Source organism: Streptomyces sp. NPDC053426 (genome assembly GCF_055585405.1).
Genome location: NZ_JBVJKE010000003.1, coordinates 370,638 through 394,197, shown reverse-complemented (window position 1 = coordinate 394,197; position 23,560 = coordinate 370,638). Strand labels below are relative to the sequence as shown.

23 protein-coding genes and 2 pseudogenes are annotated in these 23,560 nt (G+C 70.6%); 11 read left to right on the top strand and 14 right to left on the bottom strand.

Annotation, left to right across the window (positions count from 1 at the left end; all coding sequences use genetic code 11):
• The first annotated feature begins 21 nt into the window (after window positions 1-21).
• Window positions 22-480 carry a hypothetical protein gene (locus ACZ62B_RS08755; RefSeq protein WP_344562886.1) on the top strand — a complete coding sequence of 153 codons (459 nt, stop codon included), beginning with the start codon at window positions 22-24 and terminating at the stop codon, window positions 478-480.
• Window positions 481-614: 134 nt separating this feature from the next.
• Here ACZ62B_RS08755 and ACZ62B_RS08750 read toward each other — a convergent pair whose 3' ends face one another.
• Window positions 615-944 carry a hypothetical protein gene (locus tag ACZ62B_RS08750; RefSeq protein WP_344562888.1) on the bottom strand — a complete coding sequence of 110 codons (330 nt, stop codon included), beginning with the start codon at window positions 942-944 and terminating at the stop codon, window positions 615-617.
• Window positions 945-1,209: 265 nt separating this feature from the next.
• Here ACZ62B_RS08750 and ACZ62B_RS08745 point away from each other — a divergent pair, with 265 nt between their 5' ends.
• Window positions 1,210-1,698 carry a DUF6650 family protein gene (locus tag ACZ62B_RS08745; protein WP_469689533.1) on the top strand — a complete coding sequence of 163 codons (489 nt, stop codon included), beginning with the start codon at window positions 1,210-1,212 and terminating at the stop codon, window positions 1,696-1,698.
• A gap of 405 nt (window positions 1,699-2,103) precedes the next feature.
• Here the strand turns inward: ACZ62B_RS08745 and ACZ62B_RS08740 are convergent, their stop codons facing one another.
• From ACZ62B_RS08740 to ACZ62B_RS08725, 4 genes and pseudogenes are all read right to left on the bottom strand, one after another.
• Entirely contained in the window at window positions 2,104-2,547 is a 444-nt protein-coding gene (locus ACZ62B_RS08740; protein WP_344562890.1) for a PIN domain-containing protein, read from the bottom strand.
• The gene (locus ACZ62B_RS08735; RefSeq protein WP_093549204.1) at window positions 2,544-2,810 is read right to left on the bottom strand and encodes a ribbon-helix-helix protein, CopG family; all 267 of its coding nucleotides are present in this window, start codon (window positions 2,808-2,810) and stop codon (window positions 2,544-2,546) included. The genes ACZ62B_RS08740 and ACZ62B_RS08735 overlap by 4 nt, the downstream gene beginning before the upstream one ends.
• 182 nt (window positions 2,811-2,992) lie before the next feature.
• Window positions 2,993-3,402: pseudogene (locus tag ACZ62B_RS08730) on the bottom strand (PIN domain-containing protein).
• On the bottom strand, window positions 3,399-3,620 hold the full coding sequence (locus ACZ62B_RS08725; protein WP_344562893.1) for a type II toxin-antitoxin system VapB family antitoxin: 222 nt from the start codon (window positions 3,618-3,620) through the stop codon (window positions 3,399-3,401). Before ACZ62B_RS08725 ends, ACZ62B_RS08730 begins: the two are co-directional and overlap by 4 nt.
• Window positions 3,621-4,423: 803 nt before the next feature.
• On the opposite strand from ACZ62B_RS08725, the gene ACZ62B_RS08720 reads away from it, so the two are divergent.
• Complete coding sequence (locus tag ACZ62B_RS08720) at window positions 4,424-5,257, top strand: PIG-L family deacetylase (RefSeq protein WP_344562895.1); 834 nt, start codon at window positions 4,424-4,426, stop codon at window positions 5,255-5,257.
• Window positions 5,258-5,702: 445 nt separating this feature from the next.
• Here the strand turns inward: ACZ62B_RS08720 and ACZ62B_RS08715 are convergent, their stop codons facing one another.
• Window positions 5,703-6,611: a nitroreductase/quinone reductase family protein gene (locus ACZ62B_RS08715; RefSeq protein ID WP_344562897.1), complete on the bottom strand. Its 909-nt coding sequence runs from the start codon at window positions 6,609-6,611 to the stop codon at window positions 5,703-5,705.
• Between the two features lie 392 nt (window positions 6,612-7,003).
• Between ACZ62B_RS08715 and ACZ62B_RS08710 the strand changes: the two are divergent.
• Window positions 7,004-7,156 (top strand): annotated as a pseudogene (locus ACZ62B_RS08710) (PIN domain nuclease); the annotation flags it as partial.
• 250 nt (window positions 7,157-7,406) lie between these two features.
• Here the strand turns inward: ACZ62B_RS08710 and ACZ62B_RS08705 are convergent.
• From ACZ62B_RS08705 to ACZ62B_RS08685, 5 genes are all read right to left on the bottom strand, one after another.
• Window positions 7,407-7,970, bottom strand: a complete 564-nt coding sequence (locus tag ACZ62B_RS08705; RefSeq protein WP_469689529.1) for a hypothetical protein — start codon at window positions 7,968-7,970, stop codon at window positions 7,407-7,409.
• Between the two features lie 265 nt (window positions 7,971-8,235).
• Window positions 8,236-9,255, bottom strand: a complete 1,020-nt coding sequence (locus ACZ62B_RS08700) for a hypothetical protein (protein ID WP_468883461.1) — start codon at window positions 9,253-9,255, stop codon at window positions 8,236-8,238.
• A gap of 216 nt (window positions 9,256-9,471) precedes the next feature.
• Window positions 9,472-10,101 carry a hypothetical protein gene (locus ACZ62B_RS08695; RefSeq protein ID WP_344562900.1) on the bottom strand — a complete coding sequence of 210 codons (630 nt, stop codon included), beginning with the start codon at window positions 10,099-10,101 and terminating at the stop codon, window positions 9,472-9,474.
• A complete protein-coding gene (locus tag ACZ62B_RS08690; RefSeq protein WP_344562901.1) occupies window positions 10,098-11,726 on the bottom strand; it encodes a HAMP domain-containing sensor histidine kinase in 1,629 nt (542 codons plus the stop codon). The genes ACZ62B_RS08695 and ACZ62B_RS08690 overlap by 4 nt, the downstream gene beginning before the upstream one ends.
• Window positions 11,723-12,409 (bottom strand): response regulator transcription factor, encoded by a 687-nt coding sequence (locus tag ACZ62B_RS08685; protein WP_344562903.1) that lies wholly within the window; start codon window positions 12,407-12,409, stop codon window positions 11,723-11,725. Before ACZ62B_RS08685 ends, ACZ62B_RS08690 begins: the two co-directional genes overlap by 4 nt.
• 305 nt (window positions 12,410-12,714) lie before the next feature.
• Here ACZ62B_RS08685 and ACZ62B_RS08680 point away from each other — a divergent pair, with 305 nt between their 5' ends.
• From ACZ62B_RS08680 to ACZ62B_RS08660, 5 genes are all read left to right on the top strand, one after another.
• On the top strand, window positions 12,715-13,461 hold the full coding sequence (locus ACZ62B_RS08680; RefSeq protein WP_468720836.1) for a DUF3152 domain-containing protein: 747 nt from the start codon (window positions 12,715-12,717) through the stop codon (window positions 13,459-13,461).
• A 156-nt stretch (window positions 13,462-13,617) separates the two neighbouring features.
• Window positions 13,618-14,568 carry a hypothetical protein gene (locus tag ACZ62B_RS08675; protein WP_469689525.1) on the top strand — a complete coding sequence of 317 codons (951 nt, stop codon included), beginning with the start codon at window positions 13,618-13,620 and terminating at the stop codon, window positions 14,566-14,568.
• Window positions 14,565-16,079, top strand: coding sequence for a peptidoglycan-binding protein (locus ACZ62B_RS08670; RefSeq protein WP_469689523.1), 1,515 nt, complete (start codon window positions 14,565-14,567; stop codon window positions 16,077-16,079). Before ACZ62B_RS08675 ends, ACZ62B_RS08670 begins: the two co-directional genes overlap by 4 nt.
• Window positions 16,076-16,798 (top strand): ABC transporter ATP-binding protein, encoded by a 723-nt coding sequence (locus ACZ62B_RS08665; protein ID WP_469689522.1) that lies wholly within the window; start codon window positions 16,076-16,078, stop codon window positions 16,796-16,798. The genes ACZ62B_RS08670 and ACZ62B_RS08665 overlap by 4 nt, the downstream gene beginning before the upstream one ends.
• A 95-nt stretch (window positions 16,799-16,893) precedes the next feature.
• Window positions 16,894-18,087 carry an ABC transporter permease gene (locus tag ACZ62B_RS08660; protein ID WP_344562913.1) on the top strand — a complete coding sequence of 398 codons (1,194 nt, stop codon included), beginning with the start codon at window positions 16,894-16,896 and terminating at the stop codon, window positions 18,085-18,087.
• 162 nt (window positions 18,088-18,249) lie between these two features.
• Here ACZ62B_RS08660 and ACZ62B_RS08655 read toward each other — a convergent pair whose 3' ends face one another.
• From ACZ62B_RS08655 to ACZ62B_RS08645, 3 genes are all read right to left on the bottom strand, one after another.
• Window positions 18,250-18,897, bottom strand: coding sequence for a hypothetical protein (locus ACZ62B_RS08655; protein WP_469689519.1), 648 nt, complete (start codon window positions 18,895-18,897; stop codon window positions 18,250-18,252).
• Window positions 18,898-19,362: 465 nt separating this feature from the next.
• On the bottom strand, window positions 19,363-20,448 hold the full coding sequence (locus tag ACZ62B_RS08650) for an SPFH domain-containing protein (RefSeq protein WP_344562916.1): 1,086 nt from the start codon (window positions 20,446-20,448) through the stop codon (window positions 19,363-19,365).
• Between the two features lie 29 nt (window positions 20,449-20,477).
• Window positions 20,478-20,915 (bottom strand): NfeD family protein, encoded by a 438-nt coding sequence (locus ACZ62B_RS08645; RefSeq protein ID WP_344562917.1) that lies wholly within the window; start codon window positions 20,913-20,915, stop codon window positions 20,478-20,480.
• A 222-nt stretch (window positions 20,916-21,137) separates the two neighbouring features.
• Here ACZ62B_RS08645 and ACZ62B_RS08640 point away from each other — a divergent pair, with 222 nt between their 5' ends.
• Together ACZ62B_RS08640 and ACZ62B_RS08635 are read left to right on the top strand one after the other, a co-directional pair.
• Entirely contained in the window at window positions 21,138-22,139 is a 1,002-nt protein-coding gene (locus tag ACZ62B_RS08640) for a TIGR00341 family protein (protein WP_468720842.1), read from the top strand.
• A 437-nt stretch (window positions 22,140-22,576) separates the two neighbouring features.
• On the top strand, window positions 22,577-23,560 hold the full coding sequence (locus ACZ62B_RS08635) for a TerC family protein (protein WP_344562921.1): 984 nt from the start codon (window positions 22,577-22,579) through the stop codon (window positions 23,558-23,560).

Here is a 23,560-nt window from a genome sequence, read left to right as displayed (position 1 = left end):
CGGAGTGTCTACGATCGCGCGATGAGCTACGACATCTACTTCATGAGCCGACGCAACGGGCAGTCCTGGGATGAGGCCCTGGAGGCGATGGAAGACGCGGCCGAGCGCGGCGAACCGATCCCTGCCCGCCTCCTTGAGGCTTGGGACCGAATAGTGCCGCAGACCCGGATGCTGCTGGGCGAAGTGGACATCACGGAGTACGAGCAGGAGTCGCGAGACCTCAACCACTCGGGCACCGGCATCGACCTGTCCGTCTTCGGTGACGAGGTGAGCATCACTGTGCCCTACTGGCACGCAGGGGACGATGCCGCGGTCGTACTCGGCAAGGTCTTCGCCCTTTCAGCCATCGTCGAGAAGGAAACGGGGCTGACTGCCTACGACCCCCAGACGGAACGTCCGCTGGCGGAGATGCAACCGCAAGGCGCGATAGGGCTGATGTCGAGGATCACCGAGGATCTGCGCAGCCGCTACGGCGGTTGACCAACCGCCGACGGAGGCGTGGCGGAGGCTGGGGGTGCAGCGAGGCACACGCGCGCCTGGTCGGTCGGCGAACCCGCCATCGTGGCGGACTGCCGTCGGCTGAGGTACAGGCCTCAACGGTTCCCCGGCTCTGTTCAGTGTGAAGGCGTGAAGCCGGCGGACTGGTCGAGGTGGAACGCGGAGCCCGGAGCCGTCGGAGACCAGCCCTCGCGCAGGGCAAGCCGAACGGCCGCGGCAACACCGGAGGGCAGCACAGGTTCGGCCTCACGACCGATCCAGTTGCTCGGATGCGGCTGGTCGGTGGTGACCACAAGCGTCACCCCCGGGATGTCCGCATGCTCCACCGCGAACGTACACGGCGACCAGGCCAGGCCCTGGAAGTACGTCGGCCTGCCCCGCAGACGCCAGCGGTAGACCGTGCCGTCGACCACGATCCGTCGTGATCCCTTGCGGACCAGTGCCATGCCCCCTCCTCGACACCAAGGATGCTAGCGAGCCCGGCCCCGCCGTCCGTCTCAGTTTCCGTCTCATTCGGCCCCATTCACGGCCGTTCAGGCGTGACCGAAGGCGGAAGCCGCTCCTAGGACCGGCTGCCCATGAACGCAGGTGAACGCCCCTGCCCCCAGCCCAAGATCGCACCAACACAGTTGGCAAGAGTGCGCGTACTGATTCAAGCCATGCCACCTGTTTCGAGCCCAGCCGCTCACGGGCCTACCTAGGATGCCGAGCGTGAAGGTTCTGGAGATCATGCGACGAATCAAGGGCTTCAGCACGCCGCTCGGCGGTGTGGACTGGGACCTGCCGCTCCCCCAGCGGGCCGTCGCCGAGAAGGTCGTCGTCTACCTTGAGGACCGCCGAGTCCTCACGATGTCGCGTGCTGTCATGCACGCAGTCGAGGAGCCAGACCACTGCGTCGCGTCGGTGTTGCAGATCAGGGAGACGTTGACCCAGATCTTGATGGAACCTGACACCGGAGACGACCTCGCAGAGAATCTCAAGGCGATGCGAGCCGCTTGCCGGCGGTTCCTGGACGCCGTAGGTCCCAACCACTCAGGACATGTTCGCGGGCGCTTCCAGAACGCCACGTTCGGTGCGGCGCTTGGTGAGCTACGCGCGGTTTTCGGTATTCAGCTCGGTGTCATCGCTGCCCGCTACAAACTTGAGCTTTCGGAAGGACTGGCGGCCATCCTTCCCGCCTCTGACACCGATGACGAGTAGGTGCCAGCGACGTCGCGACGTGCACCACTACCGCACCAGAAATGACGGGGAACAGCGGGGAACCATAGTGAAAGAGACCCAGCCCGGAGTGGCTGCACCTTAGCCGTTCGCCCAGGTCAGCGCCCAAACCAACCTCGAATGATCGCAGCTTCCCAAGCTGAGAGCGCGAGTTCGATTCTCGTCACCCGCTCCATGCGAAACCCCCAAGTCATCAGCCTGGGGGTTCAGTCGTCCAGACCTGCAGTGAGGCCAACGTAGCGCGGGCAGCATGGGGGAGACACGGCAGCATCTGTTCTCAGCGACCGTCCCCCCTTCCGCACGACTTCCGTGTGTGTCAGAGCCGCACGAGCCGCCCGAGCCGCCGTCACTGCCCAAGCGAGAAAGGCAAGTTCGGCCCTCCTCGCGTCAGAGCGGGAGATCGTCGGGGAGTACCCGGAACGCCTTGTGGTGGCCCAAGGGGCGTACGGCCCGGAAGTCACGTCGGTCGAGGGTGAGGATCGCGTCCGTGTCGTAGTCGGCGGCGAGCGCCACGTTGACCGCGTCAGCGAGGTCGAGGTCCAGCGCACGGTAGCGGACACGGACGGACTGGGCGGCGCCCAGGTGGTCCTCCGTGATCTCCGGCATGACGACACGCCCCCGGCTCATCCAGCGCCGGAGGTCGTCGACCGCGCCGAGGGCGGCCTCCCTGCCGAGCTCGCGCGTGGCGACGTGATCCAGTTCGGCCAGCAGCAGCGGGGACATGACCAGGAGGCCGGCCGCCATGATCGCCTCGTTCGCCGCCCGGTGTTCCGGGTGAGCCGAGTCCAGGGCCGCCAGGAGACCGGACGTGTCGGCGATGACAATGATCACGCGGCGGTTCCGGAATCCGGGTCGGTCCCACGGCGGACGGCGTCGGCGACCGTGTCACGCACCTCCGATCTGGAGGGCGTGCGTCCCGTCCCCTCGAAGGTGCGCGAGAACAGCGGCTCGTCCCAGACCCTGTTCGCCATGGCCGCGAGGTGGATGCCCTGGCGGATGATCTCGGCCTCGCTTATCCCCCGACGCTTCGCGGCCTCCTTGATGATCGCCAGGTCTTCGGGGTCGGCGTAGACGTTCGTGCGCTTCATGGACATGTACCAAGAGTAGTCCATGTACCGGATTGGCACACGTAGGTGCCTCGTCCGTCGGCTCACCGGAGTGACCGCGAGCCGGCCACCTGGGCAGACACGTACGACTTCAACAGACACGCTGCTCAGGAGAAGACGAAGCGATCATCGGTCCGCCACACGCTGTACCTGTCGGGCGGCAAGGCGCCTCAAGCGATGTCGTGGACGTTGTGCTCAGTCAGGTCGGATGCGCGCCGGGCAATCGCCCGGTAGTCGCATCGTCGTGGAGGACGGCCAGGCCATGGTGGGCCGCGGTGGCGGCGATGAGGAGGTCCACCGCCGAGGCGCTGCGATGCTCCCCTGCCCGAGCCATGCGGTGTTGCACCGCACCGATCCAACGCCCCGCGTTCTTCGGCACCGACACGTCGGGGGAGAGGTCCGTGAACATCTCCGCGATCTCGTCGTACTCCCGTGCGCTGCGGGCGTTGTACAGGAACTCGGCGCGTTGCACGTAGCAGGATGCGATGGCCCCGGCATCGATCGCGTCGTACCAGGCCGATTGCAGTTTCGGATCGCGGAGCAGCCGGACCAGGCCGGACGTGTCGAGCAGGTAGATCACCGGCTGTGCTTCTCCGCCCTGTGCAGACGCTCGGCGTCCTCGACGGCACCCCACTCACGGGCACGCTCGAAGTGACGGCTGATGCGCGCCGCACGCTCCTGCTGCTGCTCGGCGTAGAAGTTCAGAGCGAGATTGACCGCTTCCTTCTTCGTCCGGACGTGGGCCAGAGCCATGACGCGCTCCAGGGCGTCGTCGATGTCGATCTGGGTCACGGACATACCGCACCTCCCACGCAATGTTGGTGATGTGCGTAGAAAAATATGTCACCAACATTCGCCGGTCCACGTGTCGGCTCCCGGTGTATGCAGCCGCGACGGGCCCTCCAGGTCGGCCCCAGAGACGATGCGGTCCGTCCAGTACAGGCGTTGCGCGCTGTGCGGCCCGACTGCTCGTCGCGCTCGCGCCCACAGCGTGCCCGTAACAGTGGGCAGCAACGGTCGGCAGCGGTGCCACCAAGCACTCACGCCTGCGGTCGCAATACGAATCTGTGCAGGTCAGCAGCTGTACGACCACGCAAACGCCGTCGCTTCCCGAGCTGAGAGCGCGAGTTCGATTCTCGTCACCCGCTCCGTGGCGGAGGCCCAGGTCAAAGACCCGGGCCCTTCTGCTGTCCCTGGTTGTCCGTCGCCGCGTGCCGGATTCGCGCCCGAAGGCTCGGCAGGCGGCTTGCCGGTCGCTGCGGCTTCGCCTTCCGGACGGTGGTGGCGAGGCCGGCGCGGATCATCTTCCGTATCGGAACCTCACAGCTGGTGCCGGACGGAAGCCGGAGCCGACGTGGTGCTGAGACGTGCGGGCCGCGTCTGTCCGCCGGCGCGTCGAACGCCGACGCCCGGAAGGCCGAGTGGCCGCGCCGGGAACAGCCGGTGCGTCCGGTGCGGTTGCACCGACCGAGGGGCCGGCGCCGGACGGCGGGAGCACTGAGGCCGCGAGGTCGTCCGCCCCACCAGGATCCGGGCTCCAGGATCGCGGCACGCCCGCCGCGCACTCGGGCCAGGACTTATGTCCACAGGAGGACTGTTTCATGACTGACCGGCCCTTGACGCTCATGGCAGTACACGCCCACCCCGACGACGAGGCCACCGGAACCGGGGGTGTCCTCGCGCGGTACGCGGCGGAAGGCATCCGCACGGTTCTCGTGACGTGTACCGACGGTGGTTGCGGTGACGGGCCGGGGGGTGTCAAGCCGGGCGAGCCCGGGCACGACCCGGCGGCGGTCGCCTTGATGCGTCGTCAAGAACTCGAAGAGAGCTGTGCCGTCCTGAAGGTCAGCGATCTGGAGATGCTGGACTATGCCGACTCCGGGATGGCGGGCTGGCCGAGCAACGACGCCCCCGGATCCTTCTGGCAGACCCCCGTGGAGGAAGGCGCGGCCCGACTCGCGGAACTCATGCGGCACTACCGACCTGATGTGGTCGTCACCTACGACGAGAACGGCTTCTACGGCCACCCCGACCACATCCAGGCCCACCGCATCACGATGGCGGCGCTGGAGATGACCGCGCTGACACCGAAGGTGTACTGGACCACGGTGCCCCGCTCGGGAATGCGGCGGTTCGGCGAGATCATGCGCGAGTTCCATCCGGACATGCCGGAGCCGGACCCGGCCGAGGCCGCCGCGATGGCCGAGATCGGCCTGCCCGACGACGAGATCACCACGTGGGTGGACACCACCGCGTTCAGCGGTCAGAAGTTCGACGCGTTGGCCGCGCACGCCAGTCAGGGCGAGAACATCTTCTTCCTCAAGATGGGAAAGGAGAGGTTCGGCGAGTTGATGGGCGTGGAGACCTTCGTACGTGTCCAGGACGCCACCGGCGCGGCCCTGCCCGAGGACGATCTCTTCGCCGGACTGCGCTGATCCGCCCGTAGGACCGGCCGGGAAAGCGCATCGACCGCACGGCGCGACCGGGCGGGTCGCTCCCAGCGCTTCGGCGGTGCTCCCCGGGAGGACTTCCCGCGCCTTCGGGCCGGCGGCGTGCCCATGGCGTGCCCGTACGACGGGTCGACCACGGCCGACAGCGGTGCGGTCCTGCGCCCGCAGGGGTCACGCCGGAAGCAGACGGCCAGGCCGGAAGCGTCCGGCTGCGCAGGCGCCGTCGCTTCCCGAGCTGAGAGCGCGAGTTCGATTCCCGTCACCCGCTCCACAACGAAACCCCAGGTCAGCGGCCTGGGGTTCCTTGTTGTGCCAGCCCGTTCGAGAATCTTCGCGTCCTCCGCGCGCCTCGAGACGCGCAAACGCGCCCACCGGGGGTGCACGCGGAGCATCGCGGGGGCCGGCATCAGCAGGCCCCGTGGCCGCACTGTCAGGCGGGCGGCACCGGTGGGAAGGGGATTTCCGTGAGCAGCGGGATCAGTTGCTCCTCCTCATGGTCGAGGTGCGCCGTCAGCTCCTTGGTCATCCGTTCCAACTCGGCCCGGAACCGCTCGGGATCGGCCTGTGCGATGTCGGTGAGCAGAGCGGCGAGCTCCTGCTGGAGCCGCGCGACGGTGCGGTGCTCGGAGCGCAGCCTCTCGAAGGTGTCCTTCAGACGAGGGTGCGCGGCCTCCATAGCGGGGAACATGTGCGCGTCCTCGCTCGTGTGGTGGAACTCCAGCGTCTGGCAGAAGGCCAGGCAGTGCTGCCGGATCTGGAGCCCGAGCCCTGGCACCGGCGCGTCGTCCCCGTCCTGCCGGGCGGCCCGTGCCGTGAAGTAGGCGTCCACTTCGGCCCTCACGTGCCGTAGCTGCCCGCGAAGCCAGACGTGGACCTCGATCAGCTTGTCGGCGAGGTTCTCGACCGTGCCGGGCCCCTCGCCGGGTGCCGGGTCGCTCCGCTCCAGCACCACGACGGGCAAGATCCGGTCGGTGTTCTCCTGGTACTCGCCGTAGCCTGGCTCGGCGTTCACCACGTACGAGAACAGGTGGTCGCGGTCCTCCCCCTCGGCGGGCACCGCGACGGCCCCGTATTCCTCCGTCCCGGTCTCCACCCGGACCAGCGGGGTGGCCACGAGGTTGTGGTACCAGGCGGGGTGGCGAGGCCCACCGAGGTTGGAGCCGACGACGAGCAGCCCACGCTCGTGACGGACGTACCCCAGCGGGGTGGTGCGTTCCTCGCCGGATCTGGCGCCGGTCGTGGTGAGAAGCAGCAGATCGCCGCCCTCGAAGGGGCCGCCGACCTTTCCTCCGTTGGCTCGGAACTCCTCGATGACCCATTGGTTGAAGGGCGTGGACATACGAAGTGGGATCTCCTGGATGTGGGACGCGCAAGGCGCGGTACGGGTTACGGCGGGACGGTGCGCCGCGGAAACCGACTGGCTCGTCCGCCTGCACGGCGGAGGCACACGGTCTTCGGTCCCGGGCAGCCAGGTCAGGTCATGGCGTTGCGCCTCGGCACGGCGGGTGGGGCCGGCCTGTCGGCACAACGAGGACGCGGGCGCCCGACAGCGGGGAAGCGGCGCGAGTGCGCCGGATCAGGTTTCGCCTGTGATGGATGAACGCATGGGGGCTGTTCCCTGATGACGGGTGGTCGCCCGATCGCCGGCCGGCCCAAGTCTTCTTGGCCGACGCCACGCGCCACACCTTCATTGGAACGATCAACGCCGGGTGCTGTCAAGGCGATGGAGACGGACAGCACCGCAGCGCCGGGACCGCCGACCTCGTGCTCGCCGCCACGGCCGAACCGCGGGCACCCACCCCGCTGCACGGTGATCGCGACTTCGAGCGCGTCGCCGCCGTCACCGGCCAGGCACTGCAGTGGTACGGCCCCGAAGCCGGCAAGCGGGCCAGGACCGAACGCCCTCCTGTTCCCAGGAAGTCGGTCCCGGGCCAGGGGCGCACCTCGCCGGAAGGCCGCGCGTTCGCGAAGCGTCTCCGAGCCGGTCGGCAACCATGTGGTCACCCACGCTCCACCGGTTCCGCGAGGCGTCCGCCCTCTCGGGCCCCGCCAGGCAGTGTCACCGATGGTCCGGGCGGGCGGTGCCCGCCCGCAGGAGGTACGTGTGGGCCGGACCGGGGAGGACGGCGCCCTGTCACGGGTTCGGCGGTTCTGCTTGGAGACGGCGCTGTTCCACGTCGTCCGCCGCCGTGGCCGTCCGGTGCATGTCGGCGAACCTGCGGACGAGGTCGAGCAGTTCGTCGCGCGCGGTGAGCCCTTCCGCGCCGGGGCGGGACAGCGCCTCGCGCAGGGCGTCCTGAAGCGTGTCGCGGACGCGTGGCCAAGGCCCGGCGAGGGGACGCGCCTGGTCGACGCGATGCCAGAGACGGTTGAGAGCCCGCACCGATTCCTCACCGGGACCCGTCCGGTGATCGTGCAGTTCCAGAGACCATTTCAACGATCGAAGGATGTCGACAGGGATGGGAACCGCCACCGTATCGGCCGTTTCCATGCACTCCATCAGCGAGGAAATACGTTCGCCCTCCAGATGTCGGCCATCGGCAGCGGCCATGCTGCGCAGATCTTCCAGGGCCCGCCGTATCCCAGCCATCTCCATGGGAGGAAAACGCACCACGACGGTTTCCGTCCGCTGCGGCCCGCCCCCAGCACTCCGCCTGTACCGGAACCACTCCCCGAAGACCAGTACATCAAATTCCATGCCTTCTTCTGGGGCCGCTTCAGAGGATGGATTCCTGCGTGCACAGTCTTTCTGCGCAAGGCAGCGGTCGATGTCGTTCCACTCGGGTGGAGGAAGCGGGGACCCCGTGCGGTCTCGAGGCCGGGATTCCCCCTCGGGCAAGACCTCGACAACCATCACCCCACCCTTCAACGCGATGTCGACGGTCCAGGGCCTTCCCGGCTTCAACCGGGCCTTTCCCGGCAGTCTCCAAGCCAACGTCATCGGTGCACCTTCCCGTGATGCTTCAGGACAAGTTGCTCTCGACCCGGTGCAGGTAACTGAATTCGTGTTCGTCACGGGCCCGCGCGAGGGGGCGAACCTCACGGGTGGCCACGTTCAGGGCGTAACCGCCGATCGTGCCGAGGAGCCATCCCATGTCCGGCAGCAGAAGGGCACCCCCCGCCGCAGCCGCGACAGCGACCGACACGGTGACCGAACGATGCACCCAGGCCATCCTGCTACTGCGGCGCGCACCCTGGTAGTCGTGCACGGCCCGGGACAGTTCCACGCGAAATTGAGCGAAAACATCCGCCGGATGTTCATAATCGCGGCGCAATTCACTGAGCATGCGGTGCAGGGCCCGCATCAGCCGGATGCGCTCGTCCGCGTACCTTTCGCGGAAGGCGAGTACGTCGGCCGTGGGAGTGCCCGGAACGGGGACGGGAAGCAGCCGACCGAGTTCCGTCTCCCATGCCAGGGAGGTGACGGAGGAGTGCGGACGCAAGCTGTTCCTGAACGCTTCTTCACTGTCCGTGTACGGAAAGAGGGCGATGTCAGGACTGGCGGCGAGTTCTCGCGCCAGAACCCCGATGATCAGCGTCTGCACCTCCTTCGACACCACGAGGTCCGCCATGATGCTCCTGCGGCCGCGCCTGGCCAGCCCCAGTTCCAGCAGTAATTCCTTGAGCCAGCCGCTGATCTTCGAGGTGTAGATGACGGCTTCCGGCGACGAGGCGGGTGGCGGCGGGTCCGGCCGCTCCGCGATGCGCCTCAGTTCTTCCGCCAGGAGCGACGAAGTCTGCCCCGAGGTCCAGGAGATGTCCTGGCTTCCGGGTTCGGCCAACACGTCCAGGGATTCGTGGGTGAAGGCCAACGGCCTGTACAGGCCCCGCTCCTCCAGTTGCCGCAACTCGCGGCTCGCCACCGCACCGTAGACACGGGGGTCCCGTGGTACGACCGAGGCGAGGCCGTCCCAGTAGAGCAATGCCTGGTGAACGACCTCCGTGGGTGGATTCACGGTCGGGTAGTACAGCAGCAGGCCCATCGGTCCCCCGGCTCATCACTCCTACAGTGAGGCCAACGTAGCGCGGACGGCATGACAAAGACGCCGACCGCTTCCGGGCCGAGAGGGAGCACGAGTTCGGTTCTCGTCACCCGCTCTTCTTGGAGTCCCGGGTCAGTGGCCTGGGGTTCTCTGCCGTCCGGGCCAGTGGCCGGCCTGCCGCTGCGCGGGCGGGCGCGGGGGTGAAGTCGTCGGTGGTCAGCCGGAGGACTCCCACGGGGTCGGTGCTTCCGGCTGCTCCTGCGAAGGGGGCACGACGGGGCACGCGTGGTCCGACTGCGTCATCTCCCATCCGTCCCCGAACACATGGAGGCTGCTGGGCGCGGCGGAACGGCGCGCGGTGTCGCCGTCGGCTTCCGCGTCGGCGCGGGGGACGTCGGTGGGGACCAGCGAAGCCGCGTGGTTCACCGTGCACGTCAGCTGGAGCACGGCCCGACGGCTCAGCGGAGCCGTCGCACCGGGGAGCCGGACGGAGAGGATGCCGTCGCCGTCGATCGCCACCCGTGGCGCGTCCGTCAGGCGGGGCAGCTCCGTGGTGGCCGCCTGGGTCTCGTTCGCGGCCGACGCCTCGAACAGCAGGCGTACGACGGCCTCGAGGTCCCCGGCGTCGTCGATCTGGTAGGGATGGGGCGTCAACTCCCCGTCGCGCAGGAAGAAGAGGGAGATGGTGGCGGGCGTCGAGGGTGGTGTCTCACCGGGGGAGAACATGCCGCTCGCCGGCGCACCGGTCTCGATGACACCGGACGGGGGGACTCCGCACGCCGTGAGCGCGACCGCGGCCACGGCCGTGAGCCCGGACAGCAGCGCTGCCGTCCGCGAGCCCCTCACCGGGTGCCCCCGTCGGCCTCGGTGCCGGTGTCGTCGCGGTGCAGCGGGAGTTCGACCGTGAACACCGCGCCGCCCCGGGGCAGGTTCGCCGCCCGGATGCGCCCCCCGTGCAGGCGCACGTTCTCCGCCGTGATGGCCAGACCAAGGCCGCTGCTCTCGCTCCTGGCCCGTGAGGTGCTCGCCTTGTAGAACCGCTCGAAGATGTGCGGCATGGCCTCCTCGGCGATGCCCGGTCCGTTGTCGGTCACCTCGATGACGGCCCACGCCATGCCCGCTCCGTCCACCCGTACCCCCATGGTCAGCCGCACGGGCGGCGCTCCGTGCCGCAGCGCGTTGCCGATCAGGTTGGCCGTCACCACGTCGAGCCTGCGCGGATCGACGCGCGCGCGGAGCTCACCCGGTCCGGGCAGCCGGGTCTCCACCTGCTCCTGCCGCCACCGGGAGGCGACGGTGCGCCGTACGGACTCGGCCAGGTCGATCTCGTCCCGGTTGAGTTCGGCCGCCCCCGCGTCGAAACGGGAGATCTCCATCAGGTCGTTCACCAATCCGCTCAGCCGGTTCGTTCCCTCGCTGATGAGCCGCAGCGCCTCACCGGTCTCCCCTTCCCCCTCCAGGTCCAGCACGTCGGTGACCGCCGACATCGCCGCCAGCGGCGTGCGCAGCTCGTGGGAGACGTCCGCCACGAAGCGGCGCCCCTGGGCCTCCAGGCGGCGCAGCTCCCGTACGGTCCGCTCCAGTTCGGCCGCCGTCTCGTTGAAGGACTGGGAGAGATCGGCCAGTTCGTCGGAGCCGGTGACGTCCAGCCGTACGTCGAGATGCCCCGCGGCCATCCGGCGCGTCGCCCGGCGCAGCGCCCGTACGGGACGCAGTACGCCGCTCGCGGCGAGCAGCGCCAGGACGACGGCGAGGCACAGGGCCACCAGGGTGGCCCGCTCGATGCCGCTGACCATGGCCTCGACGTACCCCTCCTCGGTGGTCTGCGGGACCTCCAGGTACATCACGAGCCCGGAGAGCCTGGTCTCCAGGCCCTCGCCCCAGGTGTACGTGACGGGCATGCCGACGACGAGACGAGGACGCCCGTCGACGTTCATCCGCTGGAACACCGCGACACGTCGCTCCCGGACGGACCGGAGCATTTCGGGGCTCAGCTCGACGAAACCGGCGCTCGGCGCGTAGGCGCGGTGGTCACCGTACGTGGCCATGATCCGCCAGCCCGACGAACGGTTCGCGTACAGCACCTGGTCCACCGCGGACTGGAGGTCCGTCTGGTCCGGGTCGAAGGGGATGTGGGGCGCGACGGCGTCGACGCTCGTGCGGAACTGGTTGATGACGGAGTCCTGGCTCTGCTGGAGCACCCCCGTGCGCGCCTCGCGGAAGGCGAGGGCCCCGGTGCCCAGGGAGCTGGCCATGGCCACCAGGACGAAGGACGTCAGCAGGCGGGGGCGCAGGCCGCGCAGGGGGAGCGGGACGCGTGCCAGGGCCGCCCGGAGGAACCGCCGGGGGCCGGCACCCGGTGCGGCGGGGGTCTCTTCAGCCGTGGGGACCTCGGGTGCGGTTCTCCGCTCCCCGGCGGCCTTCCGCGTCCGTACGGCCCTCCGTGTCCGCGCGGATGTCCGGTCGCTCATGAGGTGCCGAAGCGGTAGCCGAATCCGCGTACGGTCTGCACGTAACGGGGGTTCCTGCCCTCTCCGAGCTTGTTGCGCAGTCGCTTCACACAGGCGTCCACGAGCCGTATGTCGCCGTGGTAGCTGTGTTCCCAGACCGCTTCCAGCAGCTGCTGGCGGCTGAACACCTGGCCGGGCGAGGCCGACAGGGTCAGCAGCAGCCGCAGTTCGGAGGGGGCGAGGGTGACGGGTTCGCCGCGGTGCGTCACCACGAGCCCGGCGCGGTCGACGACCAGCTCGCCGTGGGTCTCCGCCCGGGGACGGGTGCCGTCCGGCAGCGACGCGTCCTGTCTGCGCAGCACGGCCCGTATCCGGGCGTCGAGCACCCTGGCCTGCACGGGCTTCACCACGTAGTCGTCCGCGCCGGTCTCCAGTCCCACGACCACGTCGATGTCGTCTCCGCGGGCCGTCACCATGATGATCGGCACCTGGTCGCGGTCCCTGATCCGGCGGCACACGTCCAGGCCGGACATGCCGGGCAGCATGAGATCGAGCACGACGACGTCCGGCCGGAAGGGGCGGAGCCGTTCCAGCCCCTCCTCACCCGTCTCCACGGCGAAGACCTCATGCCCCTGGTGCCGCAGACCCAGTTGGACGGCCCTGCGGACGTCTTGGTCGTCTTCGACAATCAGGACCCGTGGCATTTCGGCAGTGTAAGCAGGCCGGATGACGTGACCGACCTGGCCGAGGCCCCTCTCCGGCCGCCGTTACACAACGATCACACGGGACGGGGAGCGCGGGGCGTCGTTATCCTTCCGTGACAACGCCGGCTCATCGCGGTCATCTGGAATCACCAGATTGACCTGCCATGCATTCGGCACGACGGCGGAAATCCGCATCCCCCACCGGCAGCACCGCGGCCGCTCACCGAGCCGGCCGCCGGCGGCGGTCCTCCCATCGCCGGGGACGGCCGCGCCGCCGGGGCCGGAACCTGCTGACCGGCCTGCTGGTGACCGTCGGCCTGCTGGGTTCGGCGGCGTATCTCCTGGAAGGCGGGCGGAGCGACGCGTCGAGCGGTGCTCCGCGCCCGCGGAACACGCACGCCACCCCCACTCCCCCACCCACACCGTCCTCGTCCCCCTCCCCCTCCCCCTCTCCCTCCGCGAGCCGGACCGAGATCGACGTCCCCCCGACGGGCAGCGGGACGTTCGTCACCGCGCAGGCCGGCGGGGAGACGGTGGGCAGCGGTTCCCGCCCGGTGCGCTACGTCGTGCAGGTCGAGACCGGCCTCGACATCTCGCCGTCCCAGGCGGCGAAGGAGATCGCCGGGATACTCGCCGCCCCGCGCGGCTGGACCCACGACCCGGACAACGCGTTCCAGCTGGTGAGCGCGGGATCGCCGCACGACATCACGATCAAGATCGCGACACCGGCGACGGCGGACGCCCTGTGCTGGGCGGGCATCCAGCAGGACACCGGAGGCGAGTACAACTGCGAGGTTCCCGGAGGGGTGGTGGTGAACCTCAAGCGCTGGGTCAAGGGCTCGCCCACCTTCGACGGACCGATCCAGGACTACCGGGCGCTGATCATCAACCACGAGATGGGGCACTTCCTCGGCCACTCGCACGTGACCTGCGGGGGCGCCGGGCGACTGGCCCCCGTGATGATGCAGCAGATCAAGGGCCTGCACGGATGCGTCTCCAACGCCTGGCCCTACGACGAGAACGGTGACCTCGTCACCGGACCGCCCGTATGACCGGCGCCGGCCCCGAAGCCGGCCGGCACGGCGTACGGCCGTTACAGCTCGGTCATGTACCGGCCTCAGGGCCATGAACTGCCGGCACCACTGTGAACTCCGCGTTCTCCTGCGTCCGCAGGCGGAATCCCCCTCCCCCCGATCGGATGGAAGTAGATGACTCGATCCCGCACTGTCCGGAGACTGGCCGCCGCGACGGCGGTCGGTCTGCTGCCGCTGCTGGCGGCTTGTGGCACCGACACCGACACCGGCTCGGAGTCCCACGCGTCGGACGGTGAGAAGACCACGGCCGGATCGTCGGGCCAGCTCGACATCCCCGCCGACGCGAACGCCGATCTCAAGAAGCAGTACCTCTTGGAGAACGCGATCGCGGCCTGCATGAAGAAGCAGGGATTCACCTACACCCCCGTGGCCCCCGAGGATCCCGCCGCCTCCTGGGACACCTACGGGGCGGACTACGCGCTGACGAAGAAGTACCGGCAGAAGTACGGTTTCGGCGTCTACGCGGGCATCGTCTACCCCGACGACGCCGGCGCGTCGGGCAGTGCGGCCGCCCGACAGGACTCGAACAAGACGCCCAACGCGGACTACGTGGACACGCTCACCCCCGAGCAGAAGGCCGCGTACAACGAGGCGTTGGGCGCCATCCCCGACCCGAAGGCCGGTGAGAAGAACTGGACCGGCTGTCAGGGTGAGGCCGACAAGAAGGTCTACGGCTCCTCGTCGGCCCAGGAGCGGGGCACCGAGGCCACGAACCGGAACCAGGCCAACGCTCAGGCGCTCAACGGTGATCCGAAGCTGGTCGCGCTGGCGCAGTCGTACGCCTCGTGCCTGAGGAAGGAAGGCATCTCCGTCACGACCACGCAGCCGACCGGCATCGGGGAGATGGTCAGGCTCCAGGCGCTCGACTCCGCTCCGGCCAGCACCATCCCCGCCGTCGACGAGGACGGGAACACCCAGGAGCCCATGAGCAAGGAGGAGGCCCTCCCGCTGCTCACCAAGGACATCGAGCTGGCGATGCGGGACCTGGAGTGCGGCAAGGAGTTCCGGGCCGCCTACTTCCCGAAGTTCCTGAAGGCCCCGACCAGCGGCGGCGGTGCCGGGTGAGGCAGCGCCCCGAGCCGGCCGGCGCCCGTCCCGGACGGTTCCGCAGGCTGACCGGCACCCGTTCCGGACAGCTGACGGTCGTCGTCGCCGCGGTGGCGCTGGTCGGGGCGGGCGGCTGGTTCGCCGGATCGCGGATGCAGTCGCCCGCGGACGCCGCCGCCTCGCACCGGCCGCCGGAAGCCGGTCCCGTCACCGTCGCGGTCGAGCGGCGCTCGCTCACCGCGAGCGTGGTGGCCCAGGGCTCGGTGGAGTTCGCCTCGCCGCAGAGCGTGACCCTGGCCGGGCCCGTCGGCTCCCCGGACTCCGGGTCCGGTGAAGCGGGGGCCGGCGACGGCGTCGCCCAGCGGATCACCAAGGCACCGGCGGCCGGGGCGGAGGTGAAGGAGGGCGATGTGCTGATGCAGGTGAGCGGACGGCCGGTGCTGGTGCTGCGGGGCACCGTGCCGATGTACCGGACGCTGGGCCCCGGCGCCTCCGGGGACGACGTCGAGCAGCTCCAGCGGGCGCTGACCCGGCTGGGCTTCGACCCCGGTTCGGCGAACGGGACGTACGGGCAGTCGGACGCCGCGGCGGTGAGCCGCTGGTACGAGAGCAAGGGCTACCGCGCCGTGGAGCCCACCGTCGCCGACAAGCAGCAGCTGGGGACGCTCGAAGCGGCGGTGACCACCGCGCAGCAGGCCCTCCTCGCGGCACGGAACCCGGGCGGCGGGTCCGGGGGGACCGCTGGTTCCGGGGAGCCCGGCGGCGGCTCCGGGGAGTCCGGCAGCGGCTCCGGGGAGTCCGGCGGCGGCTCCGGAGACGGGTCGGGCACCGGCGGGGACGCCGCCGAGCTGGAACTCAAGTCGGCGCGGCAGCAGTTGGACGCGGCCAACACCGCGCTCTCCGCCTTCCGGGCCGGTTACGGAACCAAGGTCCCCGCCGGTGAGGTGGTCTTCCTGTCGGAACTGCCGGCCCGGCTGGACAAGGTGTCCGTGAAGACGGGAGACACCCCCTCCGGACCGGTCGCCACGGTGACCAGCTCCAAGGTCGTGGTGCGGGCCGTGGTCCCGGCCGGAGACGCCGAGCTGCTCCACAAGGGCATGCGGGCCCGGGTGGAGACCACCGACGGCACGACGGCGGACGGCGAGGTGGTGGCGCTCGGCGACGACGTGCCGAAGGACGATCCGGCCGGCGCCGGCAAGCAGCAGGGGACCTCGGACGGCGGGAGCGACGGCAGCTCGGCTCCCGTACCGGTGCAGATCTCCGTACCGGCGGGGACGCTGGCGGAGAACGCCGCCGAATCCGCGAAGGTCACCATCGAGGTGGGCTCGTCGGAGGGCGAGGTGCTGACGGTGCCCCTCGCCGCGCTGCACACGTCCGCCGACGGGAAGGCCCGGGTGCGGGTCGTGCGCGGCGGCGAGGTGGTGGACGTCGTCGTCGAGGCCGGGCTCTCCGCGGACGGTCAGGTGGAGGTCACCCCGTCGTCCGGTGCCGCCCTGGCCCCCGGCGACCAGGTGGTGGTCGGACGATGAGCGGTCCGCCATTGCCCGCCGTGCCCGACGCGGACACGGTCATCCGACTGACCGCCGTGAACCGGACCTTCGACTCCGAACCGCCGGTGCACGCCCTGCGCGAGGTGGACCTGACCGTTCGGCGCGGCGAGCACCTGTCGATCGTCGGCCCCTCCGGTTCCGGCAAGTCGACGCTGCTCAACACCCTGGGGCTGCTGGACCGCCCCACCTCGGGCACCTACTGGCTCGACGGGGTGGAGACCAACGCGCTCGGCGACCTGGAGCGCACCTCGTTGCGCGGCAGCCGGATCGGGTTCGTCTTCCAGTCCTTCCACCTGCTGCCGTACCGGACCGTGGAGGAGAACGTCATGCTGGCCGAGGCCTACCGCCGGCCGCGCCCCGGGCGCGGCCGGGCCGGCCGGCGTGCCAGGGCCGAGCAGGCACTGCGACGGGTGGGTCTGGCGCACCGGGCCGGCTTCCGGCCGGACCGGCTCTCCGGCGGTGAGAGACAGCGGGTGGCGATCGCCCGGGCGCTGATGAGCGAACCCGCCCTGCTGCTCTGCGACGAGCCCACCGGCAACCTCGACAGCGAGAACACCGAGTCGGTGCTGGACCTCTTCGGCCGGCTCGGCGAGCAGGGCATGACCCTGGTGGTGATCACGCACGAGGAGGCGGTCAGCGGGCGCGCCCACAGGCGGGTGAGGATCAGCGACGGACGGCTCACCGAGGAGCACCGATGAGGTCCCGGACACGCGCCCCGCGAGCCGCGGCCTCCGCGGGCACCGCACGGGCCGGGAGGAGGGCACGGGCCGGGAGGACCGTCGAGCGTCCCTGGATGGACTTCAGGGACCTGTGGTCCGAAGCGCTGGCGGGGGTGCTCGCCCGTCCGACGCGCTCCGCCCTGACCACGCTGGGCACCGTCCTGGGCATCACCACCCTGGTCATCACCATCGGGGTCTCGTCCACGGCGGGCAACCAGATCGTGGGCCGGTTCGACGCCCTGACCGCCACCTCGGTCACGGTGGGGGTGCCCTCCGTGGCCTCGGCCGGTTCCGGTCCGCTCGTGGACTGGTCGGGGGTCGACGCGGTGCGCCGGCTGGCCGGGGTCGAGTCGGTGGCCGCGATCGCCGACTCCCAGGAGACCGCCGGCGTCGAGGTGCGCGCCAACCACGTGGTCGCCCCCGGCGAGACCACCGGCCAGACCATGGCCGTCGTCGCCGCGTCCCCCGCGCTGCCGGCCGCCGTACGGGGCGGGATGACCGCCGGACGCTTCCTCGACGAGGGGGACATCGCCCGGCACGACCGGGTGGCGGTCCTCGGCGACCAGGCGGCGCGGCTCCTCGGCATCGGCTCGGTCGAGAACGCCCCCGCGGTCTTCCTGAAGGGCCAGGCGTACACGGTGATCGGGATACTCGGCGGAGTGGAGCGGGAACAGCAGCTCGCCACCGCGGTGATCCTGCCGCCCACGACGGCCGCGGACCGGATGGGGCTGGGGACCGTGACCCGGGTGCTGATCAACACCGCGCTCGGCGCGGCCGGCCAGGTCGCCCGCCAGGCGCCGATCGCGCTGGCCCCCGGAGCCGAGGCCTCCCTGACCGTGACGGCACCGCCCGATCCGACCAGGGCCCGCAAGGGGGTGCAGGGGGACGTCAACGGCCTGTTCCTGGTCCTCGGGCTGGTCTCGCTGGTGGTCGGGGCCATCGGCATCGCCAATGTGACGCTGGTGACCGTCATCGAGCGGATCGGGGAGATCGGACTGCGCCGCGCCCTCGGGGCCTCGCGGCGTCAGGTCGCCGGCCAGTTCCTGGTGGAGTCGACGACGATCGGACTCCTCGGCGGTGTCGTGGGCGCCGCCCTGGGCATGGTCGTCGTGGTGGCCGTCTCCGCCGTCAAGGAGTGGACACCGGTCCTGGACGTCCGCCTCGCCCTCGGAGCCCCGGTCGCCGGGGCCCTGGTGGGACTCCTGGCCGGCCTCTACCCGTCACTGCGGGCCTCCCGCATGGAACCGGTCGACGCCCTGCGCTCGTAGTCGTGCCCCGCGGGGAGGCCGGGCGGGCGGGCCGGGCGAGGACAGCCGGTGCGGGCTCCGTGGGGACGGGACGCCCGCACCGGCCCGGACCGGTTCGAGGGCGGCGTACGGCGACCGGTCGCGGTGAGGCACACGGCCGGCCCCGCCCGGCCGTCCGGGGGTTCAGTGCCCGGCCGCGCAGTTCCCCCAGAGCTCGGCCAGCGCCTCGGGGATCTGCGGGACGTCGCCGCAGCCGCGTGGTGCGCGGGGGAAGGCGTCACTGGTGAGGTAGGTCCAGCCGCCTTCGGGTGTGCCGCGGAAGTACTTGGTGGCGCTTCCCTCGTCCTGCATGCCCACGAGTTCCTCGTGCGTGGCGCCGGCGGTGGGCTCGAAGCGGGTGGCGGCGTAGCGGACGCCGCCGCACCGGCCGAGGAAGAACTGGCGCGGCACCGGCCGGACGTGGACGAAGCGGGGGAAGCCGCGCCGGTACGCCTCCGTCACGGCGGCCTTCACTTCGCTGCCGGCCGTCAGATTGCGGCAGCCGGTGCGGTCCGCGGACGGGGAGCGGGTCGCGGCGGGAGCGGGGGACGCGGCGACGGCCGGGACGGCCGAGGCGTGCGACGGCGTGGGCGTGGGGGCCGGCCTCGTGGGCGTGGGCGTCGGAGTGGCGGACGCGGAGGGAGCGGCGGCCGGGGTGTCCGACGGGGCGGAGGCGTGCGCGGACGGCGCGGCCGAGCCGGCGTGGGACCCCGACGAGTCCTGGCACCCCGTCAACCCCAGGACGCCCGCCATCACCGCCACCGCGACCGTCGTACCTCTGAGACCGGGCATGGGAAGTCCTTTCCTCGACCGACGAGGCCTCGGCCGCGTCCCGTGTGACACCGTGACCGTCGTGCCGTCCGCCCCGGTGCCGTCCGCGCGTCGGCCGGAGGGTGGGGCGGCACGCCGCCGGCCGCCCGCGGGGTCACGGTGGCCGCGACGCCCGCGCAGACCCCGTACGCCGCCACGGCCGGGACGGACACCCGGGTGAGCGGACCGGGCGGTCACCGCAGGACGCACCGGACCACGGCGAGGAGCAGGACGTCCCCGAGGCGGTACAGGAGCCGAGCGGTGCGCCGGCCGGGCCGGATCACCCCGGCCCACGGGACCTTACGGGGTCGCGGTCACGTACGGATCACAGTCCCGCTTCGTCCTGTCCGCGCTCACGGGGCCCTCCGCGTCGCCCCGGGGGGAGCGGCGTGCGCGGTCCGTCCGGGGCCCGGGAGCCCCGGACGCCTCACGGCGGGCCCGATGGGCTCAGCCACCGGGCGTCTGCCCCCGGTGCGGCGCCCGGGGCGACTTCGCGGCCTCGACGGCCTCCGCCTTGGCGTCGCTCACCGCGGCGGCGGCCTGCCTCTCGGCCTCGTGAGCGGCCGTGGCGGCGGCGTCGAGTTCCGGCGTCCGGCCTTCGGCCGGCGTGCCGTCGGCGGTGTCCGCCTCCTCCGGCCGCGCGGTTCGGGGAGGACCTTCCGCCGGCTGGTCGCCGAACGCACGGGTGACGGTCCGGACCGCCTCGGTCAGCTCCCCCGGGATCACCCAGAACGTGTTGTTGTCGCTGCTCGCCAGGTGCGGGAGCGTCTCGAGGTACTTGTAGGCCAGGATCTTCGGATCGGCGTTGTTGCGGTGGACGGCCTGGAAGACGAGCTCCACCGCCTTCGCCTCGCCGTCCGCCCGCAGGATCATGGCCTGCTGGGTGCCCTGCGCCTCCAGGATGTCCTTCTGCTTCGTGCCCTCCGCGGTGAGGATCTTGGCCTGCCGCTCCCCTTCGGCGTGCAGGATGGCCGCGCGCTTGTCGCGCTCGGCCCGCATCTGCTTCTCCATCGCCTCCTTGATGGTGGCCGGTGGATCGATGGCCTTGATCTCGACGCGGTTGACCCGGATGCCCCACTTGCCGGTGGCGTCGTCGAGGACGGCGCGGAGCCGGGAGTTGATCTCCTCGCGCGAGGTGAGCGTCTCCTCCAGGTCCATGCTGCCGATGACGTTCCGCAGCGTGGTCACGGTGAGCTGGTCGATCGCCTGCAGGTAGTCGGCGACCTCGTAGGCCGCCGACCGCGGGTCGGTGATCTGGTAGTACAGCACGGTGTCGATGTTCACCACGAGGTTGTCCTCGGTGATCACCGGCCTGGGGTCGGACGAGTAGACCTGCTCGCGCACGTCGAGTTTGGTGTTGACGCGGTCCGCCACCGGCAGGACCAGGTTCAGGCCGGGCTGCAGCGTCCGGCGGTACCGGCCGAACCGCTCGATGTTGTAGCGGCGCGCCTGCGGGACGATCCGCACGGCTGAGGCCATGAGGAAGACGACGACGATGACCGCCACGAGAGTGAGGACGACAACTGGATCCACAGTGCCTCCGTTGCTGCGTGTTCAGCCGTTCATGGAAGGAGTTCGCGGGGGTAGACGAGGGCCGTGGCGCCTTCGATCTCCATGACGTCCACCAGCGCGCCCACCGGGATCACGAGGCTTTCGTCGAAGGCGCGGGCGGACCACTCCTCTCCGGACAGTTTGATCAGGCCGCGGGTCGCGGTGACCTCCTGCACGACCTCGGCCCGCTTGCCGATCAGCGCGTCACTGCCTTCGTGCAGGAGGGGCTGCTGCGCCATGTGGCGCAGCGCGACGGGACGGACGAGGAGGAGGCCCGCCGCCGCTGCCGCCACCAGGGCCAGGAGCTGGCCGAGAAGGCCGATTCCCGCACCGGAGACCACGGCGGCGACCAATGCGGCGCCCGCCAGCAGTCCGAGGACGAGTGTCAGGGTGAGGAACTCGGCGACACCCAGTGCCGCGGCGGCGAGCAGCCATATGAACCACGGCATCGCATTCGCCCTCCTTCAGGGGCCTTGTCCACCAAAGTTACCGCCAGGACCGCCGGACGGAACAGACACGGTGACCGTGGTTCTCGGCCGTGGGCGCCCCCGTCCGGCTCCGGCCGGCTCGTCCCCCACGCACCGGCCGCGCCTCCGGCCAAGGACTGGATTCGATCGCGTGGCCCGTGTCCTTGCCCACCGTGACCACACCGCCTGTGGTTGCTTGAGACCATGCTCAGCGGTCTACGCGCCCATGTTCTGCCGGCCTCCCAGCGCCGCTCGCTGGACGAGCTGGCGCGGGACCTGGTCCTGTCGTCCGGGGACACGAGGTCCAAGCGCTCGGCCTTCTGGACGATGCTGTCCCTGTCGTCGGTCATCGCGGCCGGCGGAGTGCTGACGGATTCGACGGCCACCGTGATCGGGGCGATGATCATCGCCCCGCTGTCCACGCCGATCATGGGCACCGCCCTGGGCTCGGTGCAGCGGCGGCGGACCGGATCGGCGGGAGTCGTCCTGGCGGCCTGCGCGCTGGTGATCGCGTTCGGGGCGGTGTTCTCCCTGGTGCTCCCCGGCGACTACGACCTCCTGTCCAACAGCCAGATCTCGTCACGTACGTCACCGGGGCTGATGGATCTGGTCGCGGCCCTGGCGACCGGCTTCGCCGGCGCGGTGGCGCTCGCCCGGCGGGACGTCGCCGCCGTTCTGCCCGGGGTCGCGATCGCCATCTCCCTCGTCCCGCCGCTGGTGGTGGTCGGCGTGTGCCTGGGGAAGCTGGCGGGATGGCTCGCGCTGGGCGCGCTGGTCCTGTTCGTGTCCAATCTGTTCGCCCTTCTCTTCGGCGGCATGACGACCTTCGCGGCCCTCGGCTACGGCACCCGGGCCGAGAGGACCGCCGGACGCCCCGCGCGCGGCGCCTACGCCGCCATGACCCTGCTGTTCGTCGTCGTGTTCGTCCCGCTGGCGGCCAACACCGCGCTCACGCTCCTGATCGACACCTGGACCGGCCGGGCGAAGAACGCCGCGGACCAGTGGCTCGCCGGCACACCGGGCGCGTCCGTCACCCGGGTCGAGGCGGTGTCCCGGACCCTGCACATCCACGTCCGCTCCCCCGGGGACCTCCCGTCGGTGAAGGCGCTGCTCGACCGTCTCCGGGGACAGGTCCCGGACGGGATCCCGATCGTGGTGGACACGGTGCGCGGCCGGCGCGTCGACGCCGGGAAGGTCGGCGACTGAGTGCCGCGCGGGCCCGGTGCGGCTCGGCGCCCGAGGACCCGCCCCAGGTCGTGTACCGGCGCACGGGCACGCCGGAGAACCGCGTGTCCACGGCCGGAGACCGGGCCTCCTGCCGGGTGCGGTGTTCACTCGCCGCGCGCCGGATCCGGCCGGAACGCTCCTTATGAATACGAAACGTATCGTCTCGTTGCCTTGAACGGTAGCCCATGCGGCACGCTCACACAAGACGGTGCGTCTCGCCTTCGGGCGCGCGTGCGTCAGGCAGGGGGTGAACGCCGCGTTCGACCGGAGCACGACGACCGGTCGCCGTCGTCCGACGGCCGTCATCCGGCAGCGGCGGGCCGGGCCTGGGGAAGTGCGCCGAGGAGACACCCGCCGCCGCATGCACCAGACTCGGAAGGAGACCGCCGGTCGACCACGCCTGGAGGGCCGGGCCCGTGCACGATGTTCCGCTGTGGCTGTGGATGGTCTTCGCCGTCGCCGTACTGGTGTCCCTGACGGTCGATCTGCTCGCGCACCGGCAGGCCCACGTCATCGGGTTCCGGGAGGCCGCCGTCTGGAGCGGGGTCTGGGTGGGACTGGCGATCGCCTTCGGCGCCGTGGTCTTCCTCGTGGTCGGGACGACCGCCGGAGTGGAGTACACCACCGCGTGGCTGCTGGAGAAGAGCCTCTCGGTCGACAACCTCTTCGTCTTCGCGCTGATCTTCGGCTACTTCAACGTTCCGCGCGCCTACCAGCACCGCGTCCTGTTCCTCGGCGTCCTCGGCGCCCTGGTCTTCCGGGGCGTCTTCCTCGCCGCCGGCGTCGCCGTGGTCAGCCGCTTCACCGCCGTCCTGTTCGTCTTCGCCGCCATCCTCTTCTACAGCACCTACAAGATCCTCAAAGAGGAGGAGGACAGCTTCGACCCCGGCAGGAGCATCGCCGTACGCCTGCTCCGCAAGGTCGTCCCCGTGCGGGACGACTACGCCGGCCCCCATTTCTTCGTCAAGGAGGCCGGCAGGCGCGTCGCCACCCCGCTGCTCGCCGTCGTCGCCGCGATCGAAGCGGCCGACCTCGTCTTCGCCGTCGACAGCGTGCCCGCCGTCCTGGCCGTCAGCAGCGACGCCTTCATCGTCTACACCAGCAACGCCTTCGCCATCCTGGGCCTGCGCGCCCTCTACTTCATGCTCGCCGGCCTGCTGGACCGGTTCCAGTACCTGAGCAAGGGCCTGGCGCTCATCCTCGCCTTCATCGGCGTCAAGCTCATCCTCCAGGCGTCCCACGAGATGATCAGCCCCGCCGTGCCCGAGATCCCCTCTCCGCTCAGCCTCGCCGTCATCGCCGTCGTCCTGAGCGTCTCCATCGCGCTCAGCCTGCTGCGCCCCCCGCCCGCCGGCCACGAAGCCCCACCAAAAGACACCCAAAGGGGACTAAAGGGATAG